This is a genomic window from Rhodopseudomonas sp. BAL398 (assembly GCF_033001325.1).
Taxonomy (GTDB): Bacteria; Pseudomonadota; Alphaproteobacteria; order Rhizobiales; family Xanthobacteraceae; genus JARJEH01.
Window position 1 is genome coordinate 3,229,733 of sequence record NZ_CP133111.1, and the last position, 25,013, is coordinate 3,254,745.

General features: G+C 65.8%; 25 protein-coding genes. 10 read left to right on the forward strand and 15 right to left on the reverse strand.

Annotation, left to right across the window (positions count from 1 at the left end):
* Nucleotides 1-135 precede the first annotated feature (135 nt).
* From ychF to RBJ75_RS15325, 4 genes are all read right to left on the reverse strand, one after another.
* Nucleotides 136-1,233 carry a redox-regulated ATPase YchF gene (ychF, locus tag RBJ75_RS15310; protein WP_044410094.1) on the reverse strand — a complete coding sequence of 366 codons (1,098 nt, stop codon included), beginning with the start codon at nucleotides 1,231-1,233 and terminating at the stop codon, nucleotides 136-138.
* A gap of 140 nt (nucleotides 1,234-1,373) precedes the next feature.
* Nucleotides 1,374-1,979: an aminoacyl-tRNA hydrolase gene (gene pth / locus RBJ75_RS15315; protein WP_044410091.1), complete on the reverse strand. Its 606-nt coding sequence runs from the start codon at nucleotides 1,977-1,979 to the stop codon at nucleotides 1,374-1,376.
* A 21-nt stretch (nucleotides 1,980-2,000) separates the two neighbouring features.
* The gene (locus tag RBJ75_RS15320; RefSeq protein ID WP_044410088.1) at nucleotides 2,001-2,744 is read right to left on the reverse strand and encodes a 50S ribosomal protein L25/general stress protein Ctc; all 744 of its coding nucleotides are present in this window, start codon (nucleotides 2,742-2,744) and stop codon (nucleotides 2,001-2,003) included.
* A gap of 313 nt (nucleotides 2,745-3,057) precedes the next feature.
* The gene (locus RBJ75_RS15325; protein ID WP_044410085.1) at nucleotides 3,058-3,336 is read right to left on the reverse strand and encodes an accessory factor UbiK family protein; all 279 of its coding nucleotides are present in this window, start codon (nucleotides 3,334-3,336) and stop codon (nucleotides 3,058-3,060) included.
* A gap of 196 nt (nucleotides 3,337-3,532) precedes the next feature.
* On the opposite strand from RBJ75_RS15325, the gene RBJ75_RS15330 reads away from it, so the two are divergent.
* The 4 genes from RBJ75_RS15330 to pgeF are packed head-to-tail and all read left to right on the forward strand — an operon-like array spanning nucleotide 3,533 to nucleotide 7,044.
* Complete coding sequence (locus tag RBJ75_RS15330) at nucleotides 3,533-4,273, forward strand: dienelactone hydrolase family protein (protein WP_044410083.1); 741 nt, start codon at nucleotides 3,533-3,535, stop codon at nucleotides 4,271-4,273.
* Between the two features lie 8 nt (nucleotides 4,274-4,281).
* A complete protein-coding gene (gene lgt, locus RBJ75_RS15335) occupies nucleotides 4,282-5,148 on the forward strand; it encodes a prolipoprotein diacylglyceryl transferase (RefSeq protein WP_044410081.1) in 867 nt (288 codons plus the stop codon).
* Nucleotide 5,149: 1 nt separating this feature from the next.
* The gene (locus RBJ75_RS15340) at nucleotides 5,150-6,280 is read left to right on the forward strand and encodes a class I SAM-dependent methyltransferase (protein WP_044410079.1); all 1,131 of its coding nucleotides are present in this window, start codon (nucleotides 5,150-5,152) and stop codon (nucleotides 6,278-6,280) included.
* Nucleotides 6,277-7,044 (forward strand): peptidoglycan editing factor PgeF, encoded by a 768-nt coding sequence (pgeF, locus tag RBJ75_RS15345; protein WP_044410076.1) that lies wholly within the window; start codon nucleotides 6,277-6,279, stop codon nucleotides 7,042-7,044. The genes RBJ75_RS15340 and pgeF overlap by 4 nt, the downstream gene beginning before the upstream one ends.
* Before the next feature lie 256 nt (nucleotides 7,045-7,300).
* Here pgeF and RBJ75_RS15350 read toward each other — a convergent pair whose 3' ends face one another.
* Nucleotides 7,301-8,302, reverse strand: coding sequence for an NADP-dependent oxidoreductase (locus RBJ75_RS15350; protein ID WP_044410074.1), 1,002 nt, complete (start codon nucleotides 8,300-8,302; stop codon nucleotides 7,301-7,303).
* A gap of 207 nt (nucleotides 8,303-8,509) precedes the next feature.
* On the opposite strand from RBJ75_RS15350, the gene RBJ75_RS15355 reads away from it, so the two are divergent.
* Nucleotides 8,510-9,133, forward strand: a complete 624-nt coding sequence (locus RBJ75_RS15355; protein WP_044410071.1) for a hypothetical protein — start codon at nucleotides 8,510-8,512, stop codon at nucleotides 9,131-9,133.
* A gap of 153 nt (nucleotides 9,134-9,286) precedes the next feature.
* Complete coding sequence (locus RBJ75_RS15360; RefSeq protein WP_044410097.1) at nucleotides 9,287-10,240, forward strand: ribose-phosphate pyrophosphokinase; 954 nt, start codon at nucleotides 9,287-9,289, stop codon at nucleotides 10,238-10,240.
* A 196-nt stretch (nucleotides 10,241-10,436) separates the two neighbouring features.
* Here the strand turns inward: RBJ75_RS15360 and RBJ75_RS15365 are convergent, their stop codons facing one another.
* Nucleotides 10,437-10,961 (reverse strand): 6,7-dimethyl-8-ribityllumazine synthase, encoded by a 525-nt coding sequence (locus RBJ75_RS15365; protein WP_044418068.1) that lies wholly within the window; start codon nucleotides 10,959-10,961, stop codon nucleotides 10,437-10,439.
* A gap of 389 nt (nucleotides 10,962-11,350) precedes the next feature.
* On the opposite strand from RBJ75_RS15365, the gene RBJ75_RS15370 reads away from it, so the two are divergent.
* The 3 genes from RBJ75_RS15370 (at nucleotide 11,351) to proC (ending at nucleotide 13,343) form a co-directional block, all read left to right on the forward strand.
* On the forward strand, nucleotides 11,351-11,851 hold the full coding sequence (locus tag RBJ75_RS15370; protein WP_044418070.1) for a YbjN domain-containing protein: 501 nt from the start codon (nucleotides 11,351-11,353) through the stop codon (nucleotides 11,849-11,851).
* Nucleotides 11,852-11,855: 4 nt separating this feature from the next.
* Entirely contained in the window at nucleotides 11,856-12,287 is a 432-nt protein-coding gene (locus RBJ75_RS15375; protein ID WP_044418072.1) for a GNAT family N-acetyltransferase, read from the forward strand.
* A 186-nt stretch (nucleotides 12,288-12,473) separates the two neighbouring features.
* Complete coding sequence (gene proC / locus RBJ75_RS15380) at nucleotides 12,474-13,343, forward strand: pyrroline-5-carboxylate reductase (protein WP_044418080.1); 870 nt, start codon at nucleotides 12,474-12,476, stop codon at nucleotides 13,341-13,343.
* Between the two features lie 126 nt (nucleotides 13,344-13,469).
* On the opposite strand, the gene RBJ75_RS15385 is transcribed toward proC, so the two are convergent.
* The 3 genes from RBJ75_RS15385 to RBJ75_RS15395 form a co-directional block, all read right to left on the reverse strand.
* The gene (locus tag RBJ75_RS15385) at nucleotides 13,470-14,816 is read right to left on the reverse strand and encodes an ATP-binding protein (protein WP_044418082.1); all 1,347 of its coding nucleotides are present in this window, start codon (nucleotides 14,814-14,816) and stop codon (nucleotides 13,470-13,472) included.
* 122 nt (nucleotides 14,817-14,938) lie between these two features.
* Complete coding sequence (locus RBJ75_RS15390; RefSeq protein WP_152647897.1) at nucleotides 14,939-15,664, reverse strand: response regulator; 726 nt, start codon at nucleotides 15,662-15,664, stop codon at nucleotides 14,939-14,941.
* A 2-nt stretch (nucleotides 15,665-15,666) separates the two neighbouring features.
* A complete protein-coding gene (locus RBJ75_RS15395; protein WP_044418076.1) occupies nucleotides 15,667-16,218 on the reverse strand; it encodes a MarR family winged helix-turn-helix transcriptional regulator in 552 nt (183 codons plus the stop codon).
* A 292-nt stretch (nucleotides 16,219-16,510) separates the two neighbouring features.
* Here RBJ75_RS15395 and RBJ75_RS15400 point away from each other — a divergent pair, with 292 nt between their 5' ends.
* Nucleotides 16,511-17,623, forward strand: a complete 1,113-nt coding sequence (locus RBJ75_RS15400) for a branched-chain amino acid aminotransferase (RefSeq protein ID WP_044418078.1) — start codon at nucleotides 16,511-16,513, stop codon at nucleotides 17,621-17,623.
* Nucleotides 17,624-18,006: 383 nt separating this feature from the next.
* Here the strand turns inward: RBJ75_RS15400 and mutL are convergent, their stop codons facing one another.
* The 6 genes from mutL to lspA all read right to left on the reverse strand — a co-directional run bounded on the left by mutL (nucleotide 18,007) and on the right by lspA (nucleotide 24,858).
* Nucleotides 18,007-19,809, reverse strand: a complete 1,803-nt coding sequence (mutL, locus tag RBJ75_RS15405; protein WP_044416422.1) for a DNA mismatch repair endonuclease MutL — start codon at nucleotides 19,807-19,809, stop codon at nucleotides 18,007-18,009.
* Nucleotides 19,810-20,057: 248 nt separating this feature from the next.
* Nucleotides 20,058-20,480: an alternative ribosome rescue aminoacyl-tRNA hydrolase ArfB gene (gene arfB, locus RBJ75_RS15410; RefSeq protein WP_044416424.1), complete on the reverse strand. Its 423-nt coding sequence runs from the start codon at nucleotides 20,478-20,480 to the stop codon at nucleotides 20,058-20,060.
* 202 nt (nucleotides 20,481-20,682) lie between these two features.
* Entirely contained in the window at nucleotides 20,683-22,056 is a 1,374-nt protein-coding gene (locus RBJ75_RS15415) for a M16 family metallopeptidase (protein WP_044416426.1), read from the reverse strand.
* Nucleotides 22,053-23,417 (reverse strand): M16 family metallopeptidase, encoded by a 1,365-nt coding sequence (locus RBJ75_RS15420; protein WP_044416429.1) that lies wholly within the window; start codon nucleotides 23,415-23,417, stop codon nucleotides 22,053-22,055. Before RBJ75_RS15420 ends, RBJ75_RS15415 begins: the two co-directional genes overlap by 4 nt.
* Before the next feature lie 95 nt (nucleotides 23,418-23,512).
* Nucleotides 23,513-24,235, reverse strand: a complete 723-nt coding sequence (locus RBJ75_RS15425) for a hypothetical protein (protein ID WP_044416431.1) — start codon at nucleotides 24,233-24,235, stop codon at nucleotides 23,513-23,515.
* A gap of 125 nt (nucleotides 24,236-24,360) precedes the next feature.
* On the reverse strand, nucleotides 24,361-24,858 hold the full coding sequence (gene lspA / locus RBJ75_RS15430) for a signal peptidase II (RefSeq protein ID WP_044416428.1): 498 nt from the start codon (nucleotides 24,856-24,858) through the stop codon (nucleotides 24,361-24,363).
* Nucleotides 24,859-25,013 lie beyond the last annotated feature (155 nt).

Genomic DNA, 25,013 nt, shown 5'->3' on the forward strand with positions numbered 1-25,013 from the left:
CGTCCGACCGCGAAGCAATCCAGGGCCGCCAAGCAAGGACTGGATTGCTTCGTCGCAAGTGCTCCTCGCAATGACGACCTTGAAGGCCTCGTTTTGTTGATCGCTTCAGCGGTCAGGCGCTCAGGCTGACGGGCGTCAGTTATTGAACCGGAAATGCATCACGTCGCCGTCGGCGACGACGTATTCCTTGCCTTCCAGCCGCAATTTGCCGTTGTCGCGCGCGCCGGCTTCACCGCCGAAGGCGACATAGTCCTCATAGGCGATGGTCTCGGCGCGAATGAAGCCCTTTTCGAAATCGGTATGGATCACGGCGGCACCCTGCGGCGCCTTGGTGCCCTTGGTGATGGTCCAGGCCCGGGTCTCCTTCGGGCCGACGGTGAAATAGGTGATCAGGTGCAATAGCTCGTAGCCGGCGCGGATCAGCCGGTCGAGCCCGGCCTCTTCCAGCCCCAGCGTGTCGAGGAATTCGGCGCGCTCTTCCTTCGACAGCGTGGCGATTTCGGATTCGATTTTCGCCGAGATCGCCACCGCGACCGCGCCTTCCTTCTTGGCGTGGTCCATCACCGCCTGCGACAGCGCATTGCCGGTGGCGGCGGCGCCCTCCTCGACATTGCAGACATAGAGCACCGGCTTTGAGGTCAACAGGCCGAGCATGCCGAAGGCGCGCTCCTCTTCCGGCTTGCGCTCGAGAAAGCGCGCGGGACGGCCGTCGCGCAGCAGCACCAGAGCGCGCTGCACCAGGTCGAGCTGTTCCTTGGCGTCCTTGTCGGCGCCCTTGGCCTTCTTGGTCAGGTTGTCGACGCGCTTTTCCAGGCTGTCGAGATCGGCCAGCATCAGCTCGGTCTCGATGGTCTCGATGTCGCTGAGCGGCGAGATCTTGCCCTCGACATGGGTGATGTCGTCATCGATGAAGCAGCGCACCACATGGGCGATGGCGTCGACCTCGCGGATGGTGGCGAGAAACTGGTTGCCGAGACCCTCGCCTTTCGACGCGCCCTTCACCAGCCCGGCGATATCGACAAAGGTCAGCCGGGTCGGGATGATCTGCGCCGACTTGCCGGCGGCAGCCAATTTATCGAGCCGCGGATCCGGCACCGCCACCTCGCCGACATTCGGCTCGATGGTGCAGAACGGATAATTCGCCGCCTGCGCCGCCGCGGTTTCGGTCAGCGCGTTGAACAGCGTCGATTTGCCGACATTCGGCAGGCCGACGATACCGCATTTGAATCCCATGACCTGTCCTCTGAATCAGAGTTCGTCATGCCCGCGCTCGTCGCGGGCATCCACGTCTTCCTTGACCATCAAGGCGTGGATGGCCGGGACAAGCCCGGCCATGACGGCGTGTTACATTTGGTGCAGCGGAGGGCTCAATCTTACTTCTCTGCCTTGTCACCTTTGTCCAAAAATCCCTTGGCCTGCATCGCCAGATGCACCTTGTTGGCAAAGGTCGAGTCGCGGCCCGCAGCCACCAAAGCGGCATTGACCGCCACCGCCTCGACCAAAGCCTCGACCCAGGGCCGCTCGGACTTGGCGAAATCGTTGAGTACGTGGCCGTGCACCAGCTCCTTGACGCCGGGATGCCCGACGCCGAGCCGGACCCGGCGATACTCATTGCCGACATGCGCCGAAATCGACCGCAACCCGTTATGTCCGGCGATGCCGCCGCCGATCTTCACCCGCAGCTTGGCGTCCGGCAGTTCGATCTCGTCGTGAAACACCGTGATGTCGCCGAGCTCGAGCTTGAAGAAATTCGCGGCCTCCTGCACGGCGCGGCCGGACTCGTTCATATAGGTCAGCGGCTTCAGCAAGGTGACGCGCTCGCCGTCGAGCGCGCCGTCGGCGGTCTCGCCCTGAAAGCGACGGCGCCATGGCGAAAAGCCATGACGCCGCGCGATCTCGTCGATGACCATGAAACCGATATTGTGGCGGTTGCCCTGGTACTTGGCGCCAGGGTTTCCCAATCCAACAAACAGTCGCATGACGCGGCGTCCCGCGCCGGCTTACTTCTTTTTCGCAGCCGGAGCAGCCGGAGCCTTGGCACCAGCCGCCGGCGCTTTCGCACCAGCCGCGGGAGCCTTGGCGCCCGCCGCCGGAGCCTTGGCACCTGCCGCCGGAGCAGCAGCAGCGCCCGGCGCAGCCGCGGCACCACCCGCGGCGGCGGCCTTGGCCTCTTCGGCGTAACCGGACGGCGGCACGATGGTCACCAGGGTGATGTCCTCGCGCGACAGCGACTTGACGCCGGCCGGCAGCGTGATCGCCGACAGATGCAGCGAACCCGCGATGTCCAGCGTGCCGATATCGGCTTCGATGAACTGCGGAATGTTGTCGGCCGAGACTTCGAGCTCGAGCGAAGGGGTGACGATGTTGACGGTGCCGCCGCGCTTGACGCCCGGCGCGATGTCCGAGCCCTTCAGATGCAGCGGAACGTTAACCCGGATGGTGGCGCCGACGCCGAGCCGCAGGAAATCGACATGGATCGGGAAATCCCGGATCGGATCGAGATGGACGTCGCGCGGAATCACGCGGTGCTTCTTGCCGTCGAGCTCGATGTCGTAAATCGTGGTGAGAAACCGGCCGGCCAGAACGCGCGCGCGCAATTCGAGCTCATTGACCGAAATCGCCACCGGGGGCTGCTTGTCTCCGTAGATCACTCCGGGCACTTTGCCGGCGCGACGCTCTGCCCGGGCGGCCCCCTTGCCGCTTGCCAGACGAGTGGTCGCCTTCAATTCCATGACGGTCGCCATCGTTTAAGTCCTTGTTTTCTAAAAAGTTAAAGGCCGCAAGGCGGCCCGTGTGGTCGTCGCAGCAAGCCTCCAGGGGTGCGGGGGCTGCAGACGTGCCGGCTTTTAGCCCCAAAGGGCAGAAATGACAAGGAAATCGGGGAGATTTTTGCCCCCGTTGCGGGCAGGGTGGTCCGGCCGCAGCGTCGGATCGGGTGGGACGGTGACGGGCGCAATGCGCGGCCCCCACCCCGGCCTCCGCTTCGCTCGGCCGACCCTGCCCGCAAGGGGGAGGGATTCTGCCGACGCACCGCTTCCGAGGCAGAGGGCTCCGCCGTCAGACCATCGCGGTCGGGGCCTCCGGCGCGGCGCCGAGCTTGGCTTCGAGCGCTTCGATCCGGGCTTTCAGCGCCTCGTTTTCCTCGCGGGCGAGGCGGGCCATGTCCTTGACCACCTCGAATTCCTCGCGCTTGACCAGATCCATGTCGCGCAGGAATTTTTCGGCCTGGTTGCGCACCACGGTATCGACCTCGCGCTTGACGCCCTGGGCGGCGCCGGCGGCGTCGTTCATCAGGCGCCCGATCTCGTCGAACAGCCGGTTGTTGGTCTGGGTCATGGGTCGAACTCCGGTCAAAGGCAGCGGATAGCGGTCGCCTGACGCCGCGATGGCCTGACAATGGCAATCCCGCTGGCCGACTTCAAGGCCGCAACGGGTTTCATCGAATCAGGCTACGAGCTTGTCAGCTTCCGCTTTCCTTGCGATCTTCCGGCTGCCATCGCAAGGCCCCCCTCAGAAGGATCGGAAACGTCGCATGATCGACCAGCAAATCGAGATTCCCACCAAGGACGGCCGCGTCAGCACCTTCATCAGCCATCCCGAACGCGACGGACCTTTTCCCGTCATTCTATTCTACATGGACGCGCCCGGCATTCGCGAGGAACTGCGCGACATGGCGCGACGACTCGCCACAAGCGGGTATTATGTGATGCTGCCCAGTATGTATTACCGCTCGAACGTGTTCGAGCTCGGGCCGATCCCGAGTGATGACGATGCCCCCGAGCGCAAGCGGATGTTCGACTTGATGGCCACGCTCACCATCCCGATGGTGATGCAGGACACCACGGCGCTGCTGGATTACGCCGCCTCCCAGCAAGCCGCCAGCAAGGGGCCGGCCGGCGCGGTCGGCTATTGCATGAGCGGTCGCTATGCGATCAGCGCCGCCGTCCATTTTCCCGAGCGGGTCAAGGCCGCGGCCTCGATCTACGGCACCCAGCTGATGACCGACCAGGCCGACAGTCCGCACCGCACCGCCAAAAACGCTTCCGGCGAATTGTATGTCGCCTGCGCCGAGATCGACCGCTGGGCGCCGCTGGAGATGATCGAGCCGCTGCGCGCGGCGCTTAAGGCCGACGGCGTCACCGCCGAGGTCGAGCTCTATCCCGGCGTGCATCACGGCTTTGCGTTCCCGAAACGCCCAATCTACGACAAACAGGCTGCCGAACGGCATTGGGAACGGCTGCTGGCCCTGTACCGGCGCCGGCTTTCGGCGTAAGCCGCGCCATGCCCTTTCTCACCATCGCCTTTCCGGTGTTCGACCCGATCGCGATCGCGTTCGGCCCGATCGCGATCCGCTGGTATGCGCTGGCCTATATCGGCGGCATCGTGCTGGGCTGGCTCTATGCCCGCGCGCTGATCAAGAATCAGAAATTGTGGGGCGGCCCGGCGCCGGTCTCGCTGCTGCAATTCGACGATTTCATCCTGTGGGTGACGCTCGGCATCATCCTCGGCGGCCGCACCGGCTATGTGCTGTTCTACAATCTGGACTTCTTCCTCCAGCATCCGGCCGAGATCTTCCAGCTGTGGAAGGGCGGAATGTCGTTCCATGGCGGCTTCATGGGCTGCGTGGTGGCGGTCTTCGCGTTTGCCTGGAAGAACAAGCTGTCGGTGGCGTCGCTCGGCGACATCACTTGCGCGGTCGGCCCGATCGGGCTGTTCCTCGGCCGCATCGCCAATTTCATCAACAGCGAATTATGGGGACGCCCCGCCGACCCCAGCCTGCCCTGGGCGATGGTGTTTCCCAATGGCGGGCCGCTGCCGCGCCATCCCAGCCAGTTGTACGAGGCCGGGCTCGAAGGCATTGTGCTGTTTTGCATCCTGGCGCTGATGATCCGCCTCGGCGCCTTGAGGCGTCCTGGCGTGATCCTCGGCAGCTTCATCGGGCTTTACGGCGTGGCGCGCATCATCGGCGAATTGTTCCGCGAGCCGGACCCGCAACTCGGCTTCCTGTGGGGCGGCCTGACCATGGGGATGCTGCTGTCGGCGCCGATGGTCATTGCGGGATTGATCATCGTTGTGGTGGCCTGGAAGCGCGCCCGCCCGGCGCCTGCCGCGCACGATCCCGCCCCCAGCCCAGCCAGCAAGGCCTAACGTGACCGACACCACGCCGCTGCAGGCAACCATCGCCAGACTGATCAAATCCGCCGGCCCGATGCCGGTGTGGCGCTACATGCAGCTGTGCCTGACCCATCCCGAACACGGCTATTATGTCTGCCGCGACCCGCTCGGCCGCGAGGGCGATTTCACCACCGCGCCTGAAGTCAGCCAGATGTTCGGAGAATTGCTCGGGCTGTGGGCGGCCTCGGTGTGGAAGGCGATGGACGAGCCGGCCGCGCTGCGGCTGATCGAACTCGGCCCCGGCCGCGGCACCATGATGGCCGACGCGCTGCGGGCGCTGCGGGTGCTGCCGCCGCTGTATCAGGGGCTGAGCGTGCATCTGGTGGAGATCAACCCGGTGCTGCGCGACAAGCAGAAAGAGACCCTGGCGGGGATCAAGAACATCCACTGGCACGATTCGCTCGACGACGTCCCGGACGGCCCCTCGATCATCCTGGCCAATGAATATGTCGACGTGCTGCCGATCCACCAGGCGGTGCGGCGCGACGACGGCTGGCACGAACGCACCGTCGAGATCGACGACCAGGGTGACATCCAGTTCGGCGTCGCGGCCGAGCCTATTGCGCGTTTCGAGGTGCTGCTGCCGCCATTGGTGCGGATGTCGCCGCTCGGCGCGGTGTTCGAGTGGCGGCCGGATGCCGAGATCATGGCGATCGCCCGCAGGGTCCGCGACCAGGGCGGCGCCGCGCTGATCATCGATTACGGCCATGACCGCAGCGATGTCGGCGACACCTTGCAGGCGATCGCCCGCCACTCCTTCGCCGACCCTTTACGGAATCCGGGCGAAGCCGACATCACCGCCCATGTCGATTTTCAAGCCCTGGCACACACCGCCGAGGGTGTCGGCGCCCGCGTGCATGGCCCGGTCACGCAGGGCGAATTCCTCAAGCGGCTCGGCATCGAGACCCGGGCGCTGACGCTGATGGCCAAGGCCAGCAATGAAGTGTCGGAGGACATCAATGGCGCGCTGAAGCGGCTGACCGATAGCGGCCGCGGCGGGATGGGATCGATGTTCAAGGTGATCGGAATATCTGATCCGGCGATCGAGACCCTGGTCGGACTGAGCGACGACGACACCCGGGCCAGCGAGGCCGCAGCGCCATGATCATCCCCTCACCGCTGCTGTCAGCGATCCCCGGATTGCGTCACGCCTTTTTCACCCGCGACGGCGGCGTCTCGGAAGGGATCTATGCCGGGCTCAATGCCGGAATAGGCTCCAATGACGACCCCGCCCATGTGGCCGAGAACCGGCGGCGGATGGCGGCGGCGCTGGGTGTGACGGCTGAGCGCTTCCTCAGCGCCTATCAGATCCACTCGCCTGACGTCGTGGTCGCCACCGAGCCGTGGGACGCCGCCTCGCGCCCCAAGGTCGACGCCATCGTCACCCGGACTCCGGGTCTGGCGATCGGCGCCTCGGCCGCCGATTGCGGCCCGGTGCTGCTGGCCGATCCCGACGCGCGGGTGATCGGCGCCGCCCATGCCGGCTGGAAGGGCGCGCTGACCGGCGTGTTGGAATCCGCGATTTCCGCGATGGAAAATCTCGGCGCCGACCGCGGCCGCATCGTCGCGGCGATCGGGCCGCTGATCCGCCAGCCAAGCTACGAAGTCGGCGCCGAATTCCTCGCCCGCTTCGAAGCGGCCGATCCGGACCATGGCCGGTTCTTCGTCCCCTCGACGCGCGCCGGCCACGCGCAATTCGATCTCGGCGGCTTCATCCGGATGCGGCTGCAAAACGCCGGCATCCGGACCATCGACGACACCGGGCTCGATACCTATCCGGACGAGCGGTTCTACAGCTATCGCCGCTCGGTGCATCGCAACGAGCCGGACTATGGCCGCCATGTCCACGCGATTGCGCTGGAAGGCTGACGCAGACAGCCGGGAAATATGATGTTCGTCATTCCGGGGCGGGCGCAGCGCAAGCTGCGCGCGCCAGAGAGACGACATGCTTCCATTGCTGTCATTCCGGGGCGCGAGCAGCTCGCTGCGAGCGAACCCGGAATCTTGCGAAAAGCACTCAGCGCTCTGCCTTGCCCCGAGATTCCGGGTTCGCTCGGCCTTCGGCCTCGCGCCCCGGAACGACAAATTTGAAGTCATCGCCGTCGCGGATCGTTCACCGCCGCCGCTACCTCACCTTGAGCACTACCTTGCCGCGGGCGTGGCCGGCTTGCAGATGGGCCATGGCCTGCGGCAATTGCGCGAAGTCGAACACCCGATCGATCACCGGTTTGATCGCGTCGGCATCGACCAGGCCGGCGATGTCGCGCAGCTGATCGCCATTGGCTTCGGTGAAGTACCAGCAGTAAGCCGCCCCGGCCTGGTCGGCCGCGGCATAGACCTTGCGGCCCATCAGCCAGACCGCGATCCGCACCATCAGGCTGGTGTCCTCGCGCTTGCCGAAATCGCGATCCGGCGGACCGCTCAGCGAGATCACCGTGCCGCCGCGCGTCACTACCTTGAAGGCGTCGATGGTGTGTTGGTCGCCGAGCGTGTCGAACACGATGTCGTAGACGGCGCCCTGCGCCCGATAATCCTCGCGGTCATAGGCGATGACCCGATCGGCGCCGAGCGCGCGGACGAAATCGGCGTTCTTGGCGCTGGTGGTGGCGGTGACCTCCAGTCCCAGGTGCCGGGCATATTGCACGGCGAAGCTGCCGACGCCGCCGGAGCCGGCCTGGATCAGGATGCGCTGTCCGGCTTTGGCACCGGCGCGAGCAAACCCCTGCAGCGTGGTCAGCCCGACCAGCGGCAACGACGCCGCCTCCAGATGCGACACCGACGCCGGCCGCGCCGCGACCAGCCGCTCGTCGGTCGCGATCTGCTCGGCGAAGGTGCCGATGTGCTCGCGAGAGGTGCGAAAGTAGACGGCGTCGCCGGGCGCAAAGCGCGTCGCGCCGAACCCCACTGAGAGGACCACGCCGCTGGCATCGAAGCCGATCGGATGCGGCAACCGATATTTGGCGATCCGTTGCAGATCGCCGCGGATCAGCTTGTAGTCGATCGGATTGAGGCTGGCGGCGTGGATCTCGACCACCAGCTGGCCGGCCGAGGCCACCGGATCGGCGAGCTCGCTGAGCCGGACGCAGTCGGCCACCGCACCATATTTTGACAGGACAAACCCGCGCATCGCCGACCTCCCTCCAATCATCTGAAATAATTAAATAATTCGGAGCGATCCGAGAAACCCGAAGGACACCGCATGGTCATTCCACCGCTCCTTGCCGCTTCCCTGCCCTAGACCTTAACGCATTTTAACGATATCGCTTCGCCGGTCAGGCCGCCACGCAGGCCGATCCATCGTCGCGGTGTTTGCGTTAAGATTCGGAAATCATCGATGCCCCTGCGCAGCCCTCCCGCCAGTCTGTCCGCGCAGCGCGGTGCGCGCGCGGCGCTGCTGCTGGCGACGCTGGGCGGATTGGGCGCCTTGCTCGGCGGCTGCGTCACCGATGGCCCGGCGGCCTCGGGCCTGGCCGGCGGCGCCACCGTCGCCTTCGAATCGATCGACGGTCCGCCGCCGCAAGTGTTCGATCGCATCGTCAGCATGATCGAGAGCGAATCCAAGCTGCGCCGGGTCGCGGTGGTGTCGCGCCAAGGCCAAGCCACCTACCGGGTCCGCAGCTATCTGTCGGCGCAGGTCCGTGGCGGCCGCACCAATATCGCCTGGGTCTGGGACGTCTATGATCGCAACCAGCAGCGCGCGCTGCGGGTGTCGGGGATGGAACCGGCGGGCAAACCCGGCAGCGACGCCTGGGCACAAGCCGACGATCTGGTGTTGCGGCGGATCACGCAGGCCGGAATCAGCGGCCTCAGCGAGATCATCAACGGCACCGCCACCCCGCCCGCCGGCTCGCCGCCCGCCGATGCGCCGACACCGAACAACACCGCGGTCGCCAGCGCCGACGCGCCGGCAACTTCTCACAGCCTTGGCCCGGCAACCCTGAGTTTAGCGGCGCGTTAATCAGACAATCGTCGAATCCGCAGTAAAATTGACCCAACGGGTTGCCAGTGGCAGCCCCACCTTGATATGCCCTCACTTGCAAACTGCGCCCGTTTTCGTGAGTCCACCGATATGCTGAACGTTGTGTCCACCAAGCCGCGGGGGAAAGCGTCGATGTCGGCCAAAAACGGCTCGATCAAACTGGTCGCCGGCAATTCCAACCCGACATTGGCGCAGGCAATCGCCGACTGGCTCGAAATGCCGCTGACCAAGGCCAGCGTCCGCCGCTTCGCCGATATGGAGATTTTCGTCGAGATCCTGGAAAACGTCCGCGGCTCGGACGTCTTCGTGATCCAGTCGACCTCGTTTCCGACCAACGACCATCTGATGGAGCTGCTGATCGTCACCGACGCGCTGCGCCGTGCCTCGGCGCGCCGCATCACCGCGGTGGTGCCGTATTTCGGTTACGCCCGGCAGGACCGCAAGGTCGGATCGCGCTCGCCGATCTCCGCCAAGCTGGTCGCCAACCTGATCACCCATGCGGGTGTCGATCGCGTCATGACGCTCGACCTGCACGCCGGCCAGATCCAGGGCTTCTTCGATATCCCGGTCGACAATCTCTTTGCCTCTCCGGTGATGGTGCGCGACATCAAGGAGAATTTCGATCTCACCAAGGTGACGGTGGTGTCGCCCGACGTCGGCGGCGTGGTCCGCGCCCGCGGCCTGGCCAAGCGCATCAATGCGCCGCTGGCGATCGTCGACAAGCGCCGCGAACGCGCCGGCGAATCCGAAGTGATGAACGTGATCGGCGAGGTCGACGGCCATACCTGCATCCTGATCGACGACATCGTGGATTCCGGCGGCACGCTGGTCAACGCCGCCGACGCCCTGCTCGCCAAGGGCGCCAAGGATGTCTATGCCTATATTTCCCACGGCGTGTTGAGCGGCGGCGCCGCGGCGCGGATCGTCGGCTCCAAGCTGAAGGAGTTGGTGATCACCGATTCGATCCAGCCGACCGAAGCAGTCGTCAACGCGCCGAACATCCGCGTGCTGTCGATCGGCTCGCTGATCGGCGAAGCCATCGCCCGCACCGCGGCGGAAGAATCGGTCTCAAGCCTGTTCGACTGACATTTTCGCAATTCTGAATTGACTGCTCATTCCGGGGCGTGCGCAGCGAAGCTGCGCGCGAACCCGGAATCTCGCGGATCATCGCCACGCGCGAGTTCGTGCTCATGGCGAGATTCCGGGTTCGCTCGGCCTGCGGCCTCACGCCCCGGAATGACAACCATGGCTGGGGCACAAGCGCCCTCGCAAACCTGTCAGCTCACGCGATCCCCGCCGCCACCTGGCTGCGCAGCCGTTCCAGGCTGAGCAGCGTGTCGGCGCAGGCATTGGCGACCTCGGCGCCCTTATTGGCGAAATGCTCCCGCAGAAATTCCGCCTGCGCGGCGGTGGCGTCGAATTGCTGCGGCGTCAGCACCGCCGAGAACACCGGCACCTCGGTGCGCAACTGCACCTCCATCAGGGCCGCGATCACGGTCTGGGCGACGAAGCCCTGCATGCCACCATCGACGACGAGGCCGGCGGCGACGATCGCGGTGTAGCGCCTGGTCTTGGCGAGCAGCTGCACGTGCAGCGGAATTTCGAACGAGCCCGGCACCTCGAACAGATCGAGCTGCGACGACGCCACGCCGCGCGCCGCGAGCTCCTTGGCAAAGGTCTGCCAGCATTGACCGACAATGTCGCGATGCCAGGACGACTGCACATAGGCGACGCGTTGCGGCCTGGCGAAGCGCGCTCGCTCGGCGGCGGGCGCCGCCGCGGTGGGATCGGACACGGTGTCGGTCATCGGCTGGCTCTTTGTTCGAAGATGAGGTGGTTTGAGGCTACCAGCCGCGGGCGACGAATCAAAGGTTAACGGCGCCGGCGCGACGCGCCGCCGGCCCGGCACAAGCGCGGCGCAGACTCGGCATGACTGCAAGTCGCACGCCGGACTCGCGCCGCGCGAATCCGATTCCGTTTTGTTCTGGCTATTTTGCGATCAGCTGTGGACGGGCCGCGCTTTGCTTGTGGATGGGCCCGCCATACGGTTGCGCGGATTCGGCAAATCACATCATTTCAGTGTTGCAAGCCTAGGGCTCGCCCGAGGTTTGCGATCCGCAGCGACGCGCGGGACTGTGGCGCGTGTCAGCATGCCGTGTGCGTATCAACACCATTCAAATGCAAGGTCGATTCGGCATGTCCATGCTCGAAGGCACTATCGATTCACGCAACAATCCGCTCGCCGTGGTGGAGGACATTGCCGCATCGAACAACTGGTCGTTCGAACGTAGCGGCGAGGATGAAATCACCATCGTCTCCAAGGGCGACTGGACCGACTACCAACTGTCCTTCACCTGGATGAACGAGATCGAGGCACTGCATCTGGCTTGCGCATTCGACATGAAGATTCCGCCGGCGCGCCGCGCCGAAGTGCAGCGACTGATCGCTTCTATCAACGAGCAGATGTGGGTCGGGCATTTCGATATCTGGACCCATACCGGGATGGTGATGTATCGCCAGGCGCTGGTACTACCGGATGGCTTGACTGCGACCAGCGCACAATGTGAGGCCATGCTGGTCTCCGCGATCCATAATTGCGAGCGCTATTTCCCGGCGTTCCAGTTCGTAGTGTGGGCCGGCAAATCCGCCGCCGAAGCGATGTCTGCGGCGATGTTCGACACCGAAGGCGAAGCCTGAGCCAATGCCGCCGCATCCGACCATCATCGTTCCCGAGCAGCCGAACGAGAGCCATCGCGACGTCGTCGTAAAGGCCTTGCTCGCCTATAATGATAGCGCCGTCGGCCCATCCGGGGTCGAGCCGCTCGCGATCCTGATCACCGATCCGGCGACCGGCAAGCCGGCCGGCGGGCTGTGGGGCAGGACGGCCTATAATTGGTGCTACGTCGACCTGTTCGTGATCCCGGAGCAACTCAGAGGGCACGATCTGGGGTCGAAAGTGCTGGCCCAGGCCGAGGACATCGCGCGTCAGCGCGGCTGTATCGGCATCTGGCTCGATACCTACTGGTTTCAGGCCCGCGAATTTTACGAGAAGCAGGGCTACGAGGTGTTCGGCTCGCTCGACGATTATCCGCGCGGCGGCCAAAGATATTTCCTCAAAAAGAATCTGGTGTAGCGGCACGATCGCGCCGATCGAGCGGCGCGCTTGCGCTGACGCGCCTCTGTGCTGCCATGGCCGGGCTTGACCCGGCCGTCCATCCTCCTGCAAATAATCGCACGAAATGAAGGATCGCCGGGTCGAGCCCGGCGACGGATGCTGGCGCTGGGCGCCTTGCAGGTCATTTCGGCCAGAGGACTTCCGATGACAACAAACACTGCTTCTCATCCGCTCGCCAAACGCGGCGGCACCATCGTTCTGGCCGGCGCCGGCAAGATGGGCGGCGCGCTGCTGACCGGCTGGCTGGCGCAGGGGCTCGACGCCGGCGACGTCGTGGTGGTCGATCCGCAGCCCTCCGACGAGATCCGGGCGCTGACCGCGCGCGGCGTCCGGTTCAATGCCTCCGCCGCCGATGTCGGCGCGGTGGCGACGCTGGTGCTGGCGGTCAAGCCGCAGATGTTCGGAGCGGCGGCGCCCGCGCTGCGGCCCTATGTCGGAGCGCAGACGCTGGTGGTGTCGATCATGGCCGGCACGCCGAGTGCCGCGATCAAGGCCGCCTGCGGCGGCCATGTGGTCCGCGCGATGCCGAACACGCCGGCCGCGATCGGCCGCGGCATCACCGTCGCGGTGGCGTCAGACGACGTCAGCGCCGCGCAGCGCGATATCGCCGACGCGCTGCTGCGCGCTACCGGCGCGGTGGAATGGATCGACGACGAGAGCCTGATGGATGCCGTCACCGCGGTCTCGGGCTCCGGCCCGGCCTATGTGTTCCTGCTCGCCGAGGAATTGGCGCGCGCCGGCGTCGCAGCCGGGCTGCCGGCGGAGCTCGCCACCCGGCTGGCGCGCCACACCGTCGCCGGCTCCGGCGAATTGCTGCATCGCTCGGAACTCGACTCCGCAACGTTGCGCCAAAACGTCACCTCGCCCGGCGGCACCACCGCCGCCGCGCTCGCGGTGCTGATGGCGGATGATGGCTTCCAGCCGCTGCTGACCCGCGCCGTCGCGGCGGCGGCCGAGCGGTCGCGGGAATTGGCGAAGTCATTTTCACCTGCGTCAAATGACGCCTCATCCTGAGGAGCCCGGCGAAGCCGGGCGTCTCGAAGGATGGGGCCGCCCTCGCCCTTCGAGACGCATCGCTTCGCGATGCTCCTCAGGGTGAGGTCGGATTGGATTGCGCGTTTCGCTGCAACGTCCGCACGCCTATACCGGCACCCGCACGGTGGCACGCAAGCCGCCCATCGGGCTGTCGCCCAGGGTGATGTCGCCGCCATGCGAGCGGGCGATGTCGCGGGCGATGGCGAGGCCAAGCCCGGTGCCGCCCTCGTCCTGGTTGCGGGCGTCGTCGAGCCGCAGGAACGGCTTGAACACCTCCTCACGCATCTCCTGCGGAATGCCGGGGCCGTCATCGTCGATCGTCACGCTGAGATAGCGATGATCGCGATGCCCGGTGATGGCGATGCCGTCGGCATGGCGCGCGGCATTCGACACCAGATTGGCGAGGCAGCGCTTGAACGCCGCGGGCTTCACCGTCACCTCGGGCTGGCCGTGGAAGGTCACGGTGGCGGCGTGGCCGTGGCGTTCGGCGTCGCCGCGCAACTCCTCCAGCGCCGAGGGGATATTGGTCGGCTGCGCCTGTTCGCCGCTGTCGCCGCGCGCGAACGCCAGATAGGCTTCCAGCATCCCCGCCATCTCGTCGACATCCTTACGCATGCCGTCGGTTTCCGGGCTGTCGCCGATCAGCGCCAGTTCGAGCTTGAAGCGGGTCAGGATGGTGCGCAGATCGTGACTGACGCCGGCCAGCATCGCGGTGCGCTGTTCGATCGAGCGCTCGACGCGGGCTTTCATCTCGATGAATGCATAGGCGGCGCGGCGCACCTCGCGCGCGCCGCGCGGGCGGAAATTCGGCGCATCGCGGCCCTTGCCGAAGCTCTCGGCGGCGTCCGCCAGCCGCAGGATCGGCCGGATCTGGTTGCGCAGAAACAGCACCGCGACGAACAGCAGCACGGTCGAGGTGCCGACCATCCACAGCAGGAAGATCTCGGAATTCGACGCGTAGGCGGCGCTGCGCAACGCGAACACCCGCATCACCGCATCGTCGAGCTGGATGCGGATTTCCACCAGATTGGAGCGGCCGACAGTGTCGATCCAGAACGGCCGCGCGATCTGCTTGCTGATCTGTTTGCTGATCGACTGGTCGAGCAGCGAGAAGAACGGCTTCGGCCCCGGCGGCGGCATGTCGCCGGGATTGAGAAAATCCACCACCAGACCGAGCCGGTTCTGCGCGATGCCGCGCAGCATCGCGCGGTCCTTGTCCTGCGGATAGTTCTTGTAGACGTCGATCAGCGCCGCGATGTCCTGCACCACCGCCGCTGACAGCCGCTGCGTCACCGTGTTCCAGTGCCGCTCCATGAACACGAACGCCACCACCGATTGCAGCAGCACCATCGGCACGATGATGAGCAGCAGCACGCGGGCATACAGGCCTTTCGGCATGGAATTGTTGAAGCGCTGCCCCATCCAGCCGCTGATCGCGGAGAGCCGCCGCATCGCCGGGTGGATCGGCGTCAGCCAGCGGTCGAGCACACCGAGCCCTTGCCGCGACAGCTCAAGCCATCGCCGCGACAGCCGCAGCACTTTCTCCCACCCCTGGCGCGCGCGCATCATGTCCCCTAGGGCGTCGCGACGAGGCGATAGCCTATGCCGCGCACCGCCTGCAGAAACAGCGGATTGGCGGGATCGATCTCGATCTTGCGCCGCAGACGGTTGATCTGGACGTCGACGGCGCGCTCATTAGCGCCGCCGCCGACGCCGGTCAGGTCGCCGCGCGGCACCGTCTCGCCAGGCGCCAGCGCCAGCACCCGCAGCATGTCGCGCTCGCGGTCGGTGAGGTGAATGATCTCGTCACCCTGACGCAATTCGCCGCGATCCAGATGATAGACATAGGGGCCGAACGCGATCGATTCCGGCTTGGCGGCCGGCTGCGGCGTGGTGCGCTTCAGGATATTGGCGATCCGCAGCAGCAATTCGCGCGGCTCGAACGGCTTGGCGACATAGTCGTCGGCGCCAAGCTGCAATCCCTCGATCCGGGCGTCGGCCTCGTGACGGGCGGTCAGCATCACGATCGGCACCGTCGAATTGGCGCGGATCGCGCGGGCGAGATCGAACCCGGTCTCGCCCGGCATCATCACGTCGAGGATCAGCAGGTCGAAATCCAGCCCGCTGAGCTTGGCGCGGGCGCTGCGGGCGTCCTTGGCGGTGGTGACGCGATAGCCTTCGCCGGCGAGAAACCGCGACAGCAGATCCCGGATCCGGCGATCGTCATCGACCAGAAGCAGATGCGGCGCGTCATCGGCCGGCTGCGCCGCCTTCTTGGTCGGGGTTGCAAATTGCGTCACCGTCAATCCTTCGCGCTAGCGCCGTCGGCCCGCAGGATGGCCGCGAGCACCTTGTCCGGATTGTCGCGATCGATCATGCCGCGCAGAAACCGTCCGACCGCCTCGGCGTCGCCCGCCCCGAACCCGTCCAGCGCGCGGTTGATGCGTTCGGTCTGCAGCGTCGCGAGCTTGGCCACCAGCGCCTCGGCCTTCGCGGTGGCAAAAAGAAGGCGCTGCCGGCGGTCGCTGTCGCCGGCCTTTTGCACGATATAGCCCTCGTCCAACAATTGCTTGAGCACTCGGCCGAGCGACTGCTTGGTGATGCGCAGCACCTCGAGCAGATCGGCGACCTTCAGCCCCGGATAACGGTGGACGAAATGGATCACCCGATGGTGGGCGCGGCCGAATCCGAACGCCTCGAGCACATGGTCAGCGTCGCCAACGAAGTCCCGATAGGCGAAAAACAACAGCTCGATGATGTCCCAGCGCGGCACCGCGGCCGCGACCTCGGCCGAGGGCTCCGCCGGGAGCGGTACCGGCCGGGAAAACCCGTCTTTGAAATTTATGTCAGTCATGTTGACATATCTTGGGTTCAATGTTACAAAAATGCCGGCCGCAGCGAAATATTAGACTATATCACTTGCAGCCGATGCCGGGCCGGCCCGATAAAGACAACCTTGCGGCGGTTCGCATGCAATGATCGGACGACCTGATCGAACATACCGGACTTCGCGCATTCCGCCAAAGCCCGTCTCCCGACCCGGTCGGGACGAGACCTGAATGCCGGCTGGCAACGGCCCGGACTTGACGCTAACCAAACGGCCACCACGCACAGCGCGGCGCCCGCCGATCCAGGAGATCACGACCATGGGAGTTTCGTTCGACAAGATCGACGGCTCGGTCTGGCTGACATTCGACATCAAGCCTGCGGCGAATCCCGTTCCCGGCTTCGACCGCGCGGCACGGATGAAAGACCCGGGCTTCGGCCGGGTGTTCACCGACCACATGGCGATCATCCGCTACAATCAGGCCAAGGGCTGGCATGGCGCGCATGTCGAATCACGCGCCAATTTCCCGCTCGATCCGGCCACCGCCGTCCTGCACTACGCGCAGGAGATTTTCGAGGGCCTCAAGGCCTATAAGCGCGACGACGGCGGCATCAATCTGTTTCGCCCCGACGCCAATGCGCGGCGTTTTCGGGATTCGGCCGACCGCATGGCGATGCCGCCGCTGCCCGAGCCGACCTTCATCGAAGCGGTCGAGCAATTGGTGCGGATCGACCGCGACTGGATCCCGGGCGGCGAAGGCAGCCTGTATCTGCGCCCCTTCATGATCGCCAACGAGGTGTTCCTCGGCGTCAAGCCGTCGGCCGAATACATCTTCGCGGTGATCGCCTCGCCGGTCGGCTCCTATTTCAAGGGCGGCCCCGCGCCGGTGTCGATCTGGGTGTCGGAGAACTACACCCGCGCCGCGGTCGGCGGCACCGGCGCGGTCAAATGCGGCGGCAATTACGCCGCCAGCCTGCGCGCGCAGGCCGAGGCGATCCAGCATGGCTGCGACCAGGTGGTGTTTCTCGACGCGCTGGAGCGCCGCTATGTCGAAGAGCTCGGCGGCATGAACGTGTTCTTCGCCTTCGAGGACGGCTCGCTGTCGACGCCGCCGCTCGGCACCATCCTGCCGGGGATCACCCGCGATTCGATCATCGCGCTGGCCAGGGAAGCCGGCAGGCCGGTGCGCGAGGAACTCTACACGATTCAGCAATGGCGCGCCGATGCCGCCAGCGGCAAGTTGAAAGAAGCCTTCGCCTGCGGCACCGCGGCGGTGATCTCGCCGATCGGCAAAGTGTGTTCGGCGAGCGGCGATTTCGTCATCAATGGCGGCGAAGCCGGTCCCATCGCGATGGGCCTGCGCAAGCAGCTGGTCGACATCCAATACGGCCGCGCCGCCGATACGCATGGCTGGATCAGGAACGTCGGCTGATCAGGAGACGTTGTCGAGTCATTCCGGGGCGCGAGCAGCGACAGCTGCGAGCGAACCCGGAATCTCGCCGCCTCACCGTGTCGCAAGATTCCGGGTTCGCTCGCCCTTCGGGCGCGCGCCCCGGAATGACTGACTGTTACTGACTGTGCGGCAATGTGCGGCGAGCCATGCACCTCATGGTGACAAGCCTTGAACGCCGTCATTGCGAGGAGCTCTTGCGACGAAGCAATCCAGTCCTTGCTTGGCGACCCTGGATTGCTTCGCGGTCGGACGGCGCTACGCGCCGACCTCGGCTCGCAATGACCCGTCAGGCTTAATGTTAGTCGTTTTTGTTCAGTCAGGCTCTCGGGATAAGGAGCAAGGCGCAAGCCGCACCGCCCCCCTCACCGTCTGCCGAACAGTTTCTCGATATCGTTGAGCGTCAGTTCGACATAGGTCGGGCGGCCGTGGTTGCACTGGCCGGAATTCGGCGTCGATTCCATCTCGCGCAACAGCGCGTTCATTTCCTCGGGCTTGAGAATCCGCCCGGCGCGGACCGAGCCGTGGCAGGCCATGGTGGCGGCGACATGCATCAGCCGGCGCTCCAGCGGCAGCGCCTCGTCCCATTCGGCCATGTGTTCGGCGAGATCGCGTAGCAATGCGGCGGCGTTGATCTTGCCCAAGAGCGACGGGGTCTCGCGCACCGCCACTGCGCCAGGGCCGAAGGATTCGACGACCAGGCCGAATTTCGCCAATTCGTCGCCGCGTGCGGTCAATTGCTCGACGGTGGATTCGTCGAGTTCGACGATCTCCGGAATCAGCAGGATCTGGCGCTGCACGCCGTTCTGCGCCAGCGACGCCTTCAGCCGCTCATAGACGATGCGCTCATGGGCGGCGTGCTGATCGACCACGATCAGCCCGCCGCGGGTCTGCGACACGATATAGGTCTCGTGAATCTGCGTGCGCGCGGCGCCGAGCGGCCGATCCAACAGATCGGCCGGCGCCTCATAGGCGCGAATATCGGCGCTGGGGGCGCCGACGTCGAAACCCGATTGGGCGCGCTCGGCAAAGCCTTGGGCATCATAGGCCGCCGCGCCGCCGACCGGATAGGACGGCGAACTGCGCCAGTCCCAATTGGCATTGCCGCGCGGCGTGAAGGCCGGGCGGAACGAGGCGATGGTGGCGCCGCCGCCATTGGCGGCGCTGCGCTGACCCTCGCGCGCCAACCCCTCTTTCAGCGCGTGCACGATCAGCGCACGGACCAGGCCGGCATTACGAAACCGCACCTCGGTCTTGGCCGGATGCACATTGGCATCGACCTCGCGGCTATCCAGCGTGACGAACAGCGCCACCACCGGATGTCGGTCGCGCGGCAGATAGTCGGAGTAAGCCGCCCGCACCGCGCCGATGATCAGCTTGTCGCGCACCGGCCGGCCATTGACGAACAGATATTGCCCCAGCGCATTGGCGCGGGTCAGCGACGGCGCGGCGGCGAAACCTTCGACCACCACGCCTTCGCGCTCGGAGCGCACCTCAATCGCCTTGGCACGGAAATCCGCGCCCAGAATATCGCCGAGCCGGGTCAAGCGGCCGGCCGCGCCCGGCAGCGCCGCCGCCCATGTGACGGGTGCGCGCTCCTCGCCGGCCAGTGTGAAGGCGATATCGGGCCGCGCCATGCCGAGCCGGCGCACCACCTCGCGAATGGCTTCCGCTTCGGTGCGGTCGGTCTTGAGAAATTTCAACCGCGCCGGCGTCGCGTAGAACAGGTCGCTGACCTCGACGCGGGTGCCCTGGCTCAGCGCCGCCGGCGCGATCGGCGATTTGTCGCCGCCCTCGACCGCCATGGTCCAGGCATGCGGCTCCTCGGCGTGGCGGGTGGTGATCGTCAGCCGCGCCACCGAGCCGATCGAAGGCAGCGCCTCGCCGCGAAAGCCCAGCGTCCTGATCTGCAGCAGATCCTCGTCGTCGAGCTTCGAGGTGGCGTGGCGATCGACCGCCAGCGCCAGATCGGCGCGGGTCATGCCCAGACCATCATCGGTAATCCCGATCCGCCGCCGCCCGCCGCCATCGCTGAAAATCTCGATCCGGCTGGAGCCGGCGTCGATCGCGTTCTCGACCAGTTCCTTGACCACGCTGGCCGGCCGCTCCACCACCTCGCCGGCGGCGATGCGGTTGACGATGGTTTCTGGCAGCTGGCGAACGGGCATCGGCGACTCAAGGGTTGAAGACGCCGCCAATCTAGGGGGTTTTGCCCGGCGGCGGGAGGGCCGTTGCCCGCAATGTCAAGTTGCGCCCCGCAAGAAAGCTCCGTGCCCCGGATGCGGCGCAACGCGCCGCGAAGCGGCGTGGTGCGCTGCTGATCCGGGGCCCCGCTGTTTTCGAGCCTTAAACCGGGGTCCCGGCTCTGCGCGGCAGCGCTACGCGCTGCGGCGCGTCCGGGATGCCAGCTCACACCTCAATCGTCATATCCGCCGCTGCCGCGCTTGGCCTTGACGTCGCTGCGGCGTTTTTTGCCTTCGAGGCGGCGTTTCTTCGAGCCCAGCGTCGGCTTGGTGGCGCGGCGCGGCACCGGGCGCACCATCGCTTCGCGCAGCAATTCGAGCAGGCGGTCGATCGCGTCGGCGCGGTTGCGCTCCTGGGTGCGGAAGCGCTGGGCGTGGATCACGATCACGCCGTCCTTGGTCATGCGTTGACCGGCCAGCCGCTCCAGCCGGATCACGGCGTCGGGCGGCAGCGCGATGCGGCTGGTGTCGAAGCGCAATTGCGCCGCGGTCGACAGCTTGTTGACGTTCTGGCCGCCCGGCCCCGAGGCGCGCACGAAGGTGACCTCGATGTCCTTGTCTTCGTCGATGAACAGATCGCGGGCAATCCGCAGCATGGGGCACCGGGCAGGAGAGATGTGGCCGGATCTGTAGCACATCCCTGGCAAGGCGCAGCAAATGGCGGGCAGCGCAGAATGACGGCAGCTTTGGGAGCTTCCGCCTATGTCCCGGACGCGCTACCGCCAAAGCTGGGTCCCGGCTCTGCGGAGCAGCGCTGCGCGCTGCACCGCGTCCGGGACACGATGATTTGTGTGGGTGTTAATTCGCTTTCGGCAGCGGCGGTACCGCGGCGGCGGGTTGCGCCACGGCCTGCGGGGCGCGGCCGACCACGACGGTCAACAGACCGTCGGACCACAGCCGTTTGGCGGCGCGCTTGGCGTCGTCCAGCGTCACCGCGTCGACAATGGCATTGCGCTTGGCGATATAGTCGATGGCGAGACCGTCATTCTGATATTGCAGCAGCGCCGTTGCCAGCTTCGACGAGGTGTCGAGCGACAGCATCTGCGAGCCCTTCAGATAGGATTTGGCCTCGTCGAGTTCCTGCTGGGTCGGGCCGGTCTCGGCCATGCGCTTGATTTCCGCGTTGATGGCGTCGACGGTCTGGACCGCGCGGTCGGCGCGGGTGCCGGTGTTGCCGATGAACAGCGCCGAATGTTCCATCCACAGCAGCGCGTCATAGACCGAATAGGCCAGCCCGCGCTTCTCGCGGACCTCGTGATACAGCCGCGACGACAGCGTGCCGCCGCCCAGAATGTGATTGACCACATAGCCGGCCATGAAATCCGGATCGTGGCGCTTGAGGCCGGGACCGCCGAACATCACCACGGTCTGCGGCACGTCGAGCGGGATCAAGACCTGCTGCGGCGGTTTCGTCGCCACCACATCAGGAACAGGGGTGAGCTGTGCCTTGGCGGGCAGGCTGCCGAAGGTCTGATCGAGCAATTTGCCGAGCGTGGCGGCATCGACGTCGCCGACCACCGCGATCTTCAGCGTGTCCTTGGCCAGCACGCGGCCGACATAGCGCCTCATGTCCGCGACATCGATGGTCGGCACGCTCTCCAGCGTGCCGGTGCTCGGCCGGCCATAGGGATGATCGCCGAACGCGACCTGCAGAAACTTCTTGCTGGCGATCGCGCCCGGCGTCGAGGATTCGCGGCGCAGCCTGGACATGATCTGGGCGCGGATGCGCTCGACATCAGCGGCGTCGAAACGCGGCTGGGTCAGCGCGCCGTGCAGCAGCGCGAACGCCTCGTCGCGATTCTCGGTCAGCATCCGCAGCGAGCCGCGGAAATAGTCCCGGGTGGCGCTGAACGACAATTCGATGGCGCGGCGGTCGAGCCGCTCGTGAAACGTCGCCGAGTCCAGATCGCCGGAGCCCTCGTCGATCAGGCTGGCGACCAGATTGCCGACGCCGGGCTTGTCGGCGGGGTCCTGGCTGGCGCCGCCATCGAAGGAATATTCCATCGCGATCAGCGGCACGGTGGCGTCCTGCACGAACCAGGCCTCGATGCCGCCCGGGCTGACCAGATGCTGGATCTTCGCCGCCGCGAAGGACGGCACCGGCGACAACGCCGCCAGCGCAACGGATGCCGCCAGCGCGAGCCGCCGCACCACACGCAATTCGAGCTTCACGACCGCTTCTCCTCGCGCTTCGGGCCCGGCCCCTTGATCAGATAGCCGGTGACCGACCGATCCTTGTCGAGCCATTCCTGGGCGACATTGCGGACCTCGTCGGAGGTGACGGCGCGGATCCGGTCTGGCCAGCTGCGGATATCGGCGACGCTGAGGCCGGTGGTCAGCGCAGCGCCATACCAGCGCGCCAGCGTGGCCTGGCTGTCCTGGGCATAGACCGCCTGGGCGATCAGCTGGGTCTTGACCCGCTCCATATCCTCGGCCCGCACCGTGTCGCGTCCGACATCGGCAATCACGCCGTCGATCACCTTTTCGATCGCCGCGAAGTCGACGCCCGGTTTGGGCGACACCGCGATCACGAACTGGGTGTCGTCCAGCGACGTGCCCTGATAGGACGCGCCGACGCTGACCGCGAGCGGCCGGTCGATCACCAGCGCCTTGTAGAGATAGGAATTGGCGCCGCCGCCCATCAGCTGCGCCAGCACTTCGAGCGCCGCGCTCTCGCCCTTGGCGGCCGTGGTGGCGGAGGGCACCAGATAATAGCGTCGCAGGCTGGTCTGCTCGACCCGCGGATCGGCCAGCGTCACGGTGCGCGGCCCCGCCGGCGGCGGCTCCTGCGGCCGGATCCGGCGCGGCGCAATCAAGGGCTGCGACGGCACCGCGCCGTAATAGCGCTCGATCTCCGGGCGGATATCGGCGGCTTCGACGTCGCCGGCAATCACCAGCGTCGCATTATTGGGCGCGTAGAACCGGCGGTAGAACGCCAGCGCGTCGTCGCGGTCGAGCTTCTCGATCTCCTGACGCCAGCCGATCACCGGTCGGCCATAAGGATGGTTGAGATACAACGCCGCCATAATCTGCTCGGTGAGCCGCGCGTCGGGATTATTGGCGACCCGCATATTGTATTCCTCGAGCACGACGTCGCGCTCGGGCAGCACATTCTCGTCCTTGAGCACCAGACCGGTCATGCGGTCGGCTTCCAGCTCCATCATCTTGCCGAGCTGGTCGCGCGGCACGCGCTGGTAGTAACCGGTATAGTCGGTCGAGGTGAAGGCATTCTCGTTGCCGCCGATCTTCAGCACGGTGTTGGAGAACTCGCCGACCGGGTGCTTGGCGGTGCCCTTGAACATCAGATGTTCGAGAAAATGCGCCAGACCGGATTTGCCCGGGGTCTCGTCGGCGGAGCCGACCTTGTACCAGATCATCTGGGTCACCACCGGGGTGCGGTGATCCGGGATCACCACCACGCGCAGCCCGTTGGCGAGCGCGAAGGTGGTCGGCGGCGCCGAGGTCACGGTCTGTGCCGTCGCCGCGCACGGCAGTGCCGCCGCGGTCAGGCTCAACGCCAGCGCCGCGATCACGCGGCGAAAACCGCGCGGCTGGACGAAGCTTTTGCGATCGGCAATGTGGCGAACCACGGCGGGCAAAACGGGCGCGAGGCCAGCGGATGCCACGCTCAATTGCTGACCTCTTTGCCGGTCATGATGTCGGTGTGCTTGTTGTTGAGCGATTCCTTCGGGCCGGTGCCATAGGCATAATCCGGCGACGGGGTCTGGTAGCCGACCGGCGGCTGCACCAGCGATTCGCGGGTCGGCTCGCCGGGGAACGGCGCGGTCTCGGCCTTGTTGCCACCGAACATGGTGCTGAACAATCCGCCTTTGTAGCCAAGCTGCGACGGGCTCAGCACCGGGTTGTTGAGGCTGTTGCCCGGCTGCAGCGATTCCGTCGGCGTCGGACCCGGCTTGATGCGGCCCGCGGCGAGTTCGCTCGGCATCAGCGGACGGGAACTCTCCAGACCGGTGACCTTGGTCTTGGCAAGCTCGCGCTGACGCTTGCGCTCGGCGATGCTGGGATCGACCGGCCAGTTCGGCGGCACATTCGCGGCACGCTTGCCGGCTTCCGGCGGCGGCAGATCGAGATTGGGCGGCACCACCAACGGGGAACGTTCGCGGTAGGTGATCCCGCCATTCTCCATATTGGTTCCGCCGAGCCCGGTCATGATCTTCTTGATGATCTTCTCTTCGAAGGTCGAATCGTCTTCTTCGGGGTCTTCGGCGCGCGCTACGCCGGACGCCAGCACCAGGCCGATACCGGCACACACCGCGGTGAGCCGCAGCCCCCGCATCAACATCCTTGCTGAAGGATGCAAAACCCAACCAGCGGTTTTGGTCTCGCGCATCATGTTGATCCTGTTCAATTCTTCGTCAGGCCGCCAATCTTGGGCAACGCCCTGCTTGGGTCACGTCCTAGTCGGAAAACGCCATATCCGGGCGTGCCATGCCGATCCGACCGTATCGGCCGGGATCAGGGCGCTTTTGCGGCGGGTACGCCGACGAAGGAGTCATACAACAGCGCCGCCACGCCGACAACGATCGCCACGTCGGCAAGGTTAAAGACATACCAGTTATAGGTCTTGTCGCCGAATCGGAGGTGAAACAGGGCGAAATCGACCACCGCGCCATGGGCCAGACGGTCGATGGCGTTGCCGATCGCGCCGCCGATGATCAGGCCGAGACCGAAGGTCGCGGTCCTTGTGGTGGAGCGCGCCATCCAGAACGCCAGCGCCACCACGGCGATCGCCTTCACCGCCAGCATGATCGCCTGCCCGGTCGGCCCCTGATCGGCGAACCAGCCATAGCTGATGCCGGTATTCCAGGCCAGAACCAGATCGAAAAACGGCGTGACCTCGACCGCGCCGCGACGCGCGATATTGAACACATAGAGCAGCCACAGCTTCGAGGCCTGGTCGAGCGCCAGCGCCAGCGTGGCAGTGATGATGCCGAGACGGAGAGCGGGGGTCATGGTGAAAGACTGCCTTTGCGCAGGACAAGCCCGCCCCCCTCATCCTGAGGAGTGCGCTTTGGCGCGCGTCTCGAAGGATCAGGCCTCATGGTTCGAGACGGCGCAAGGGCGCCTCCTCACCATGAGGTTCAAGGTTGTGCTCGGTGCTGGCGATC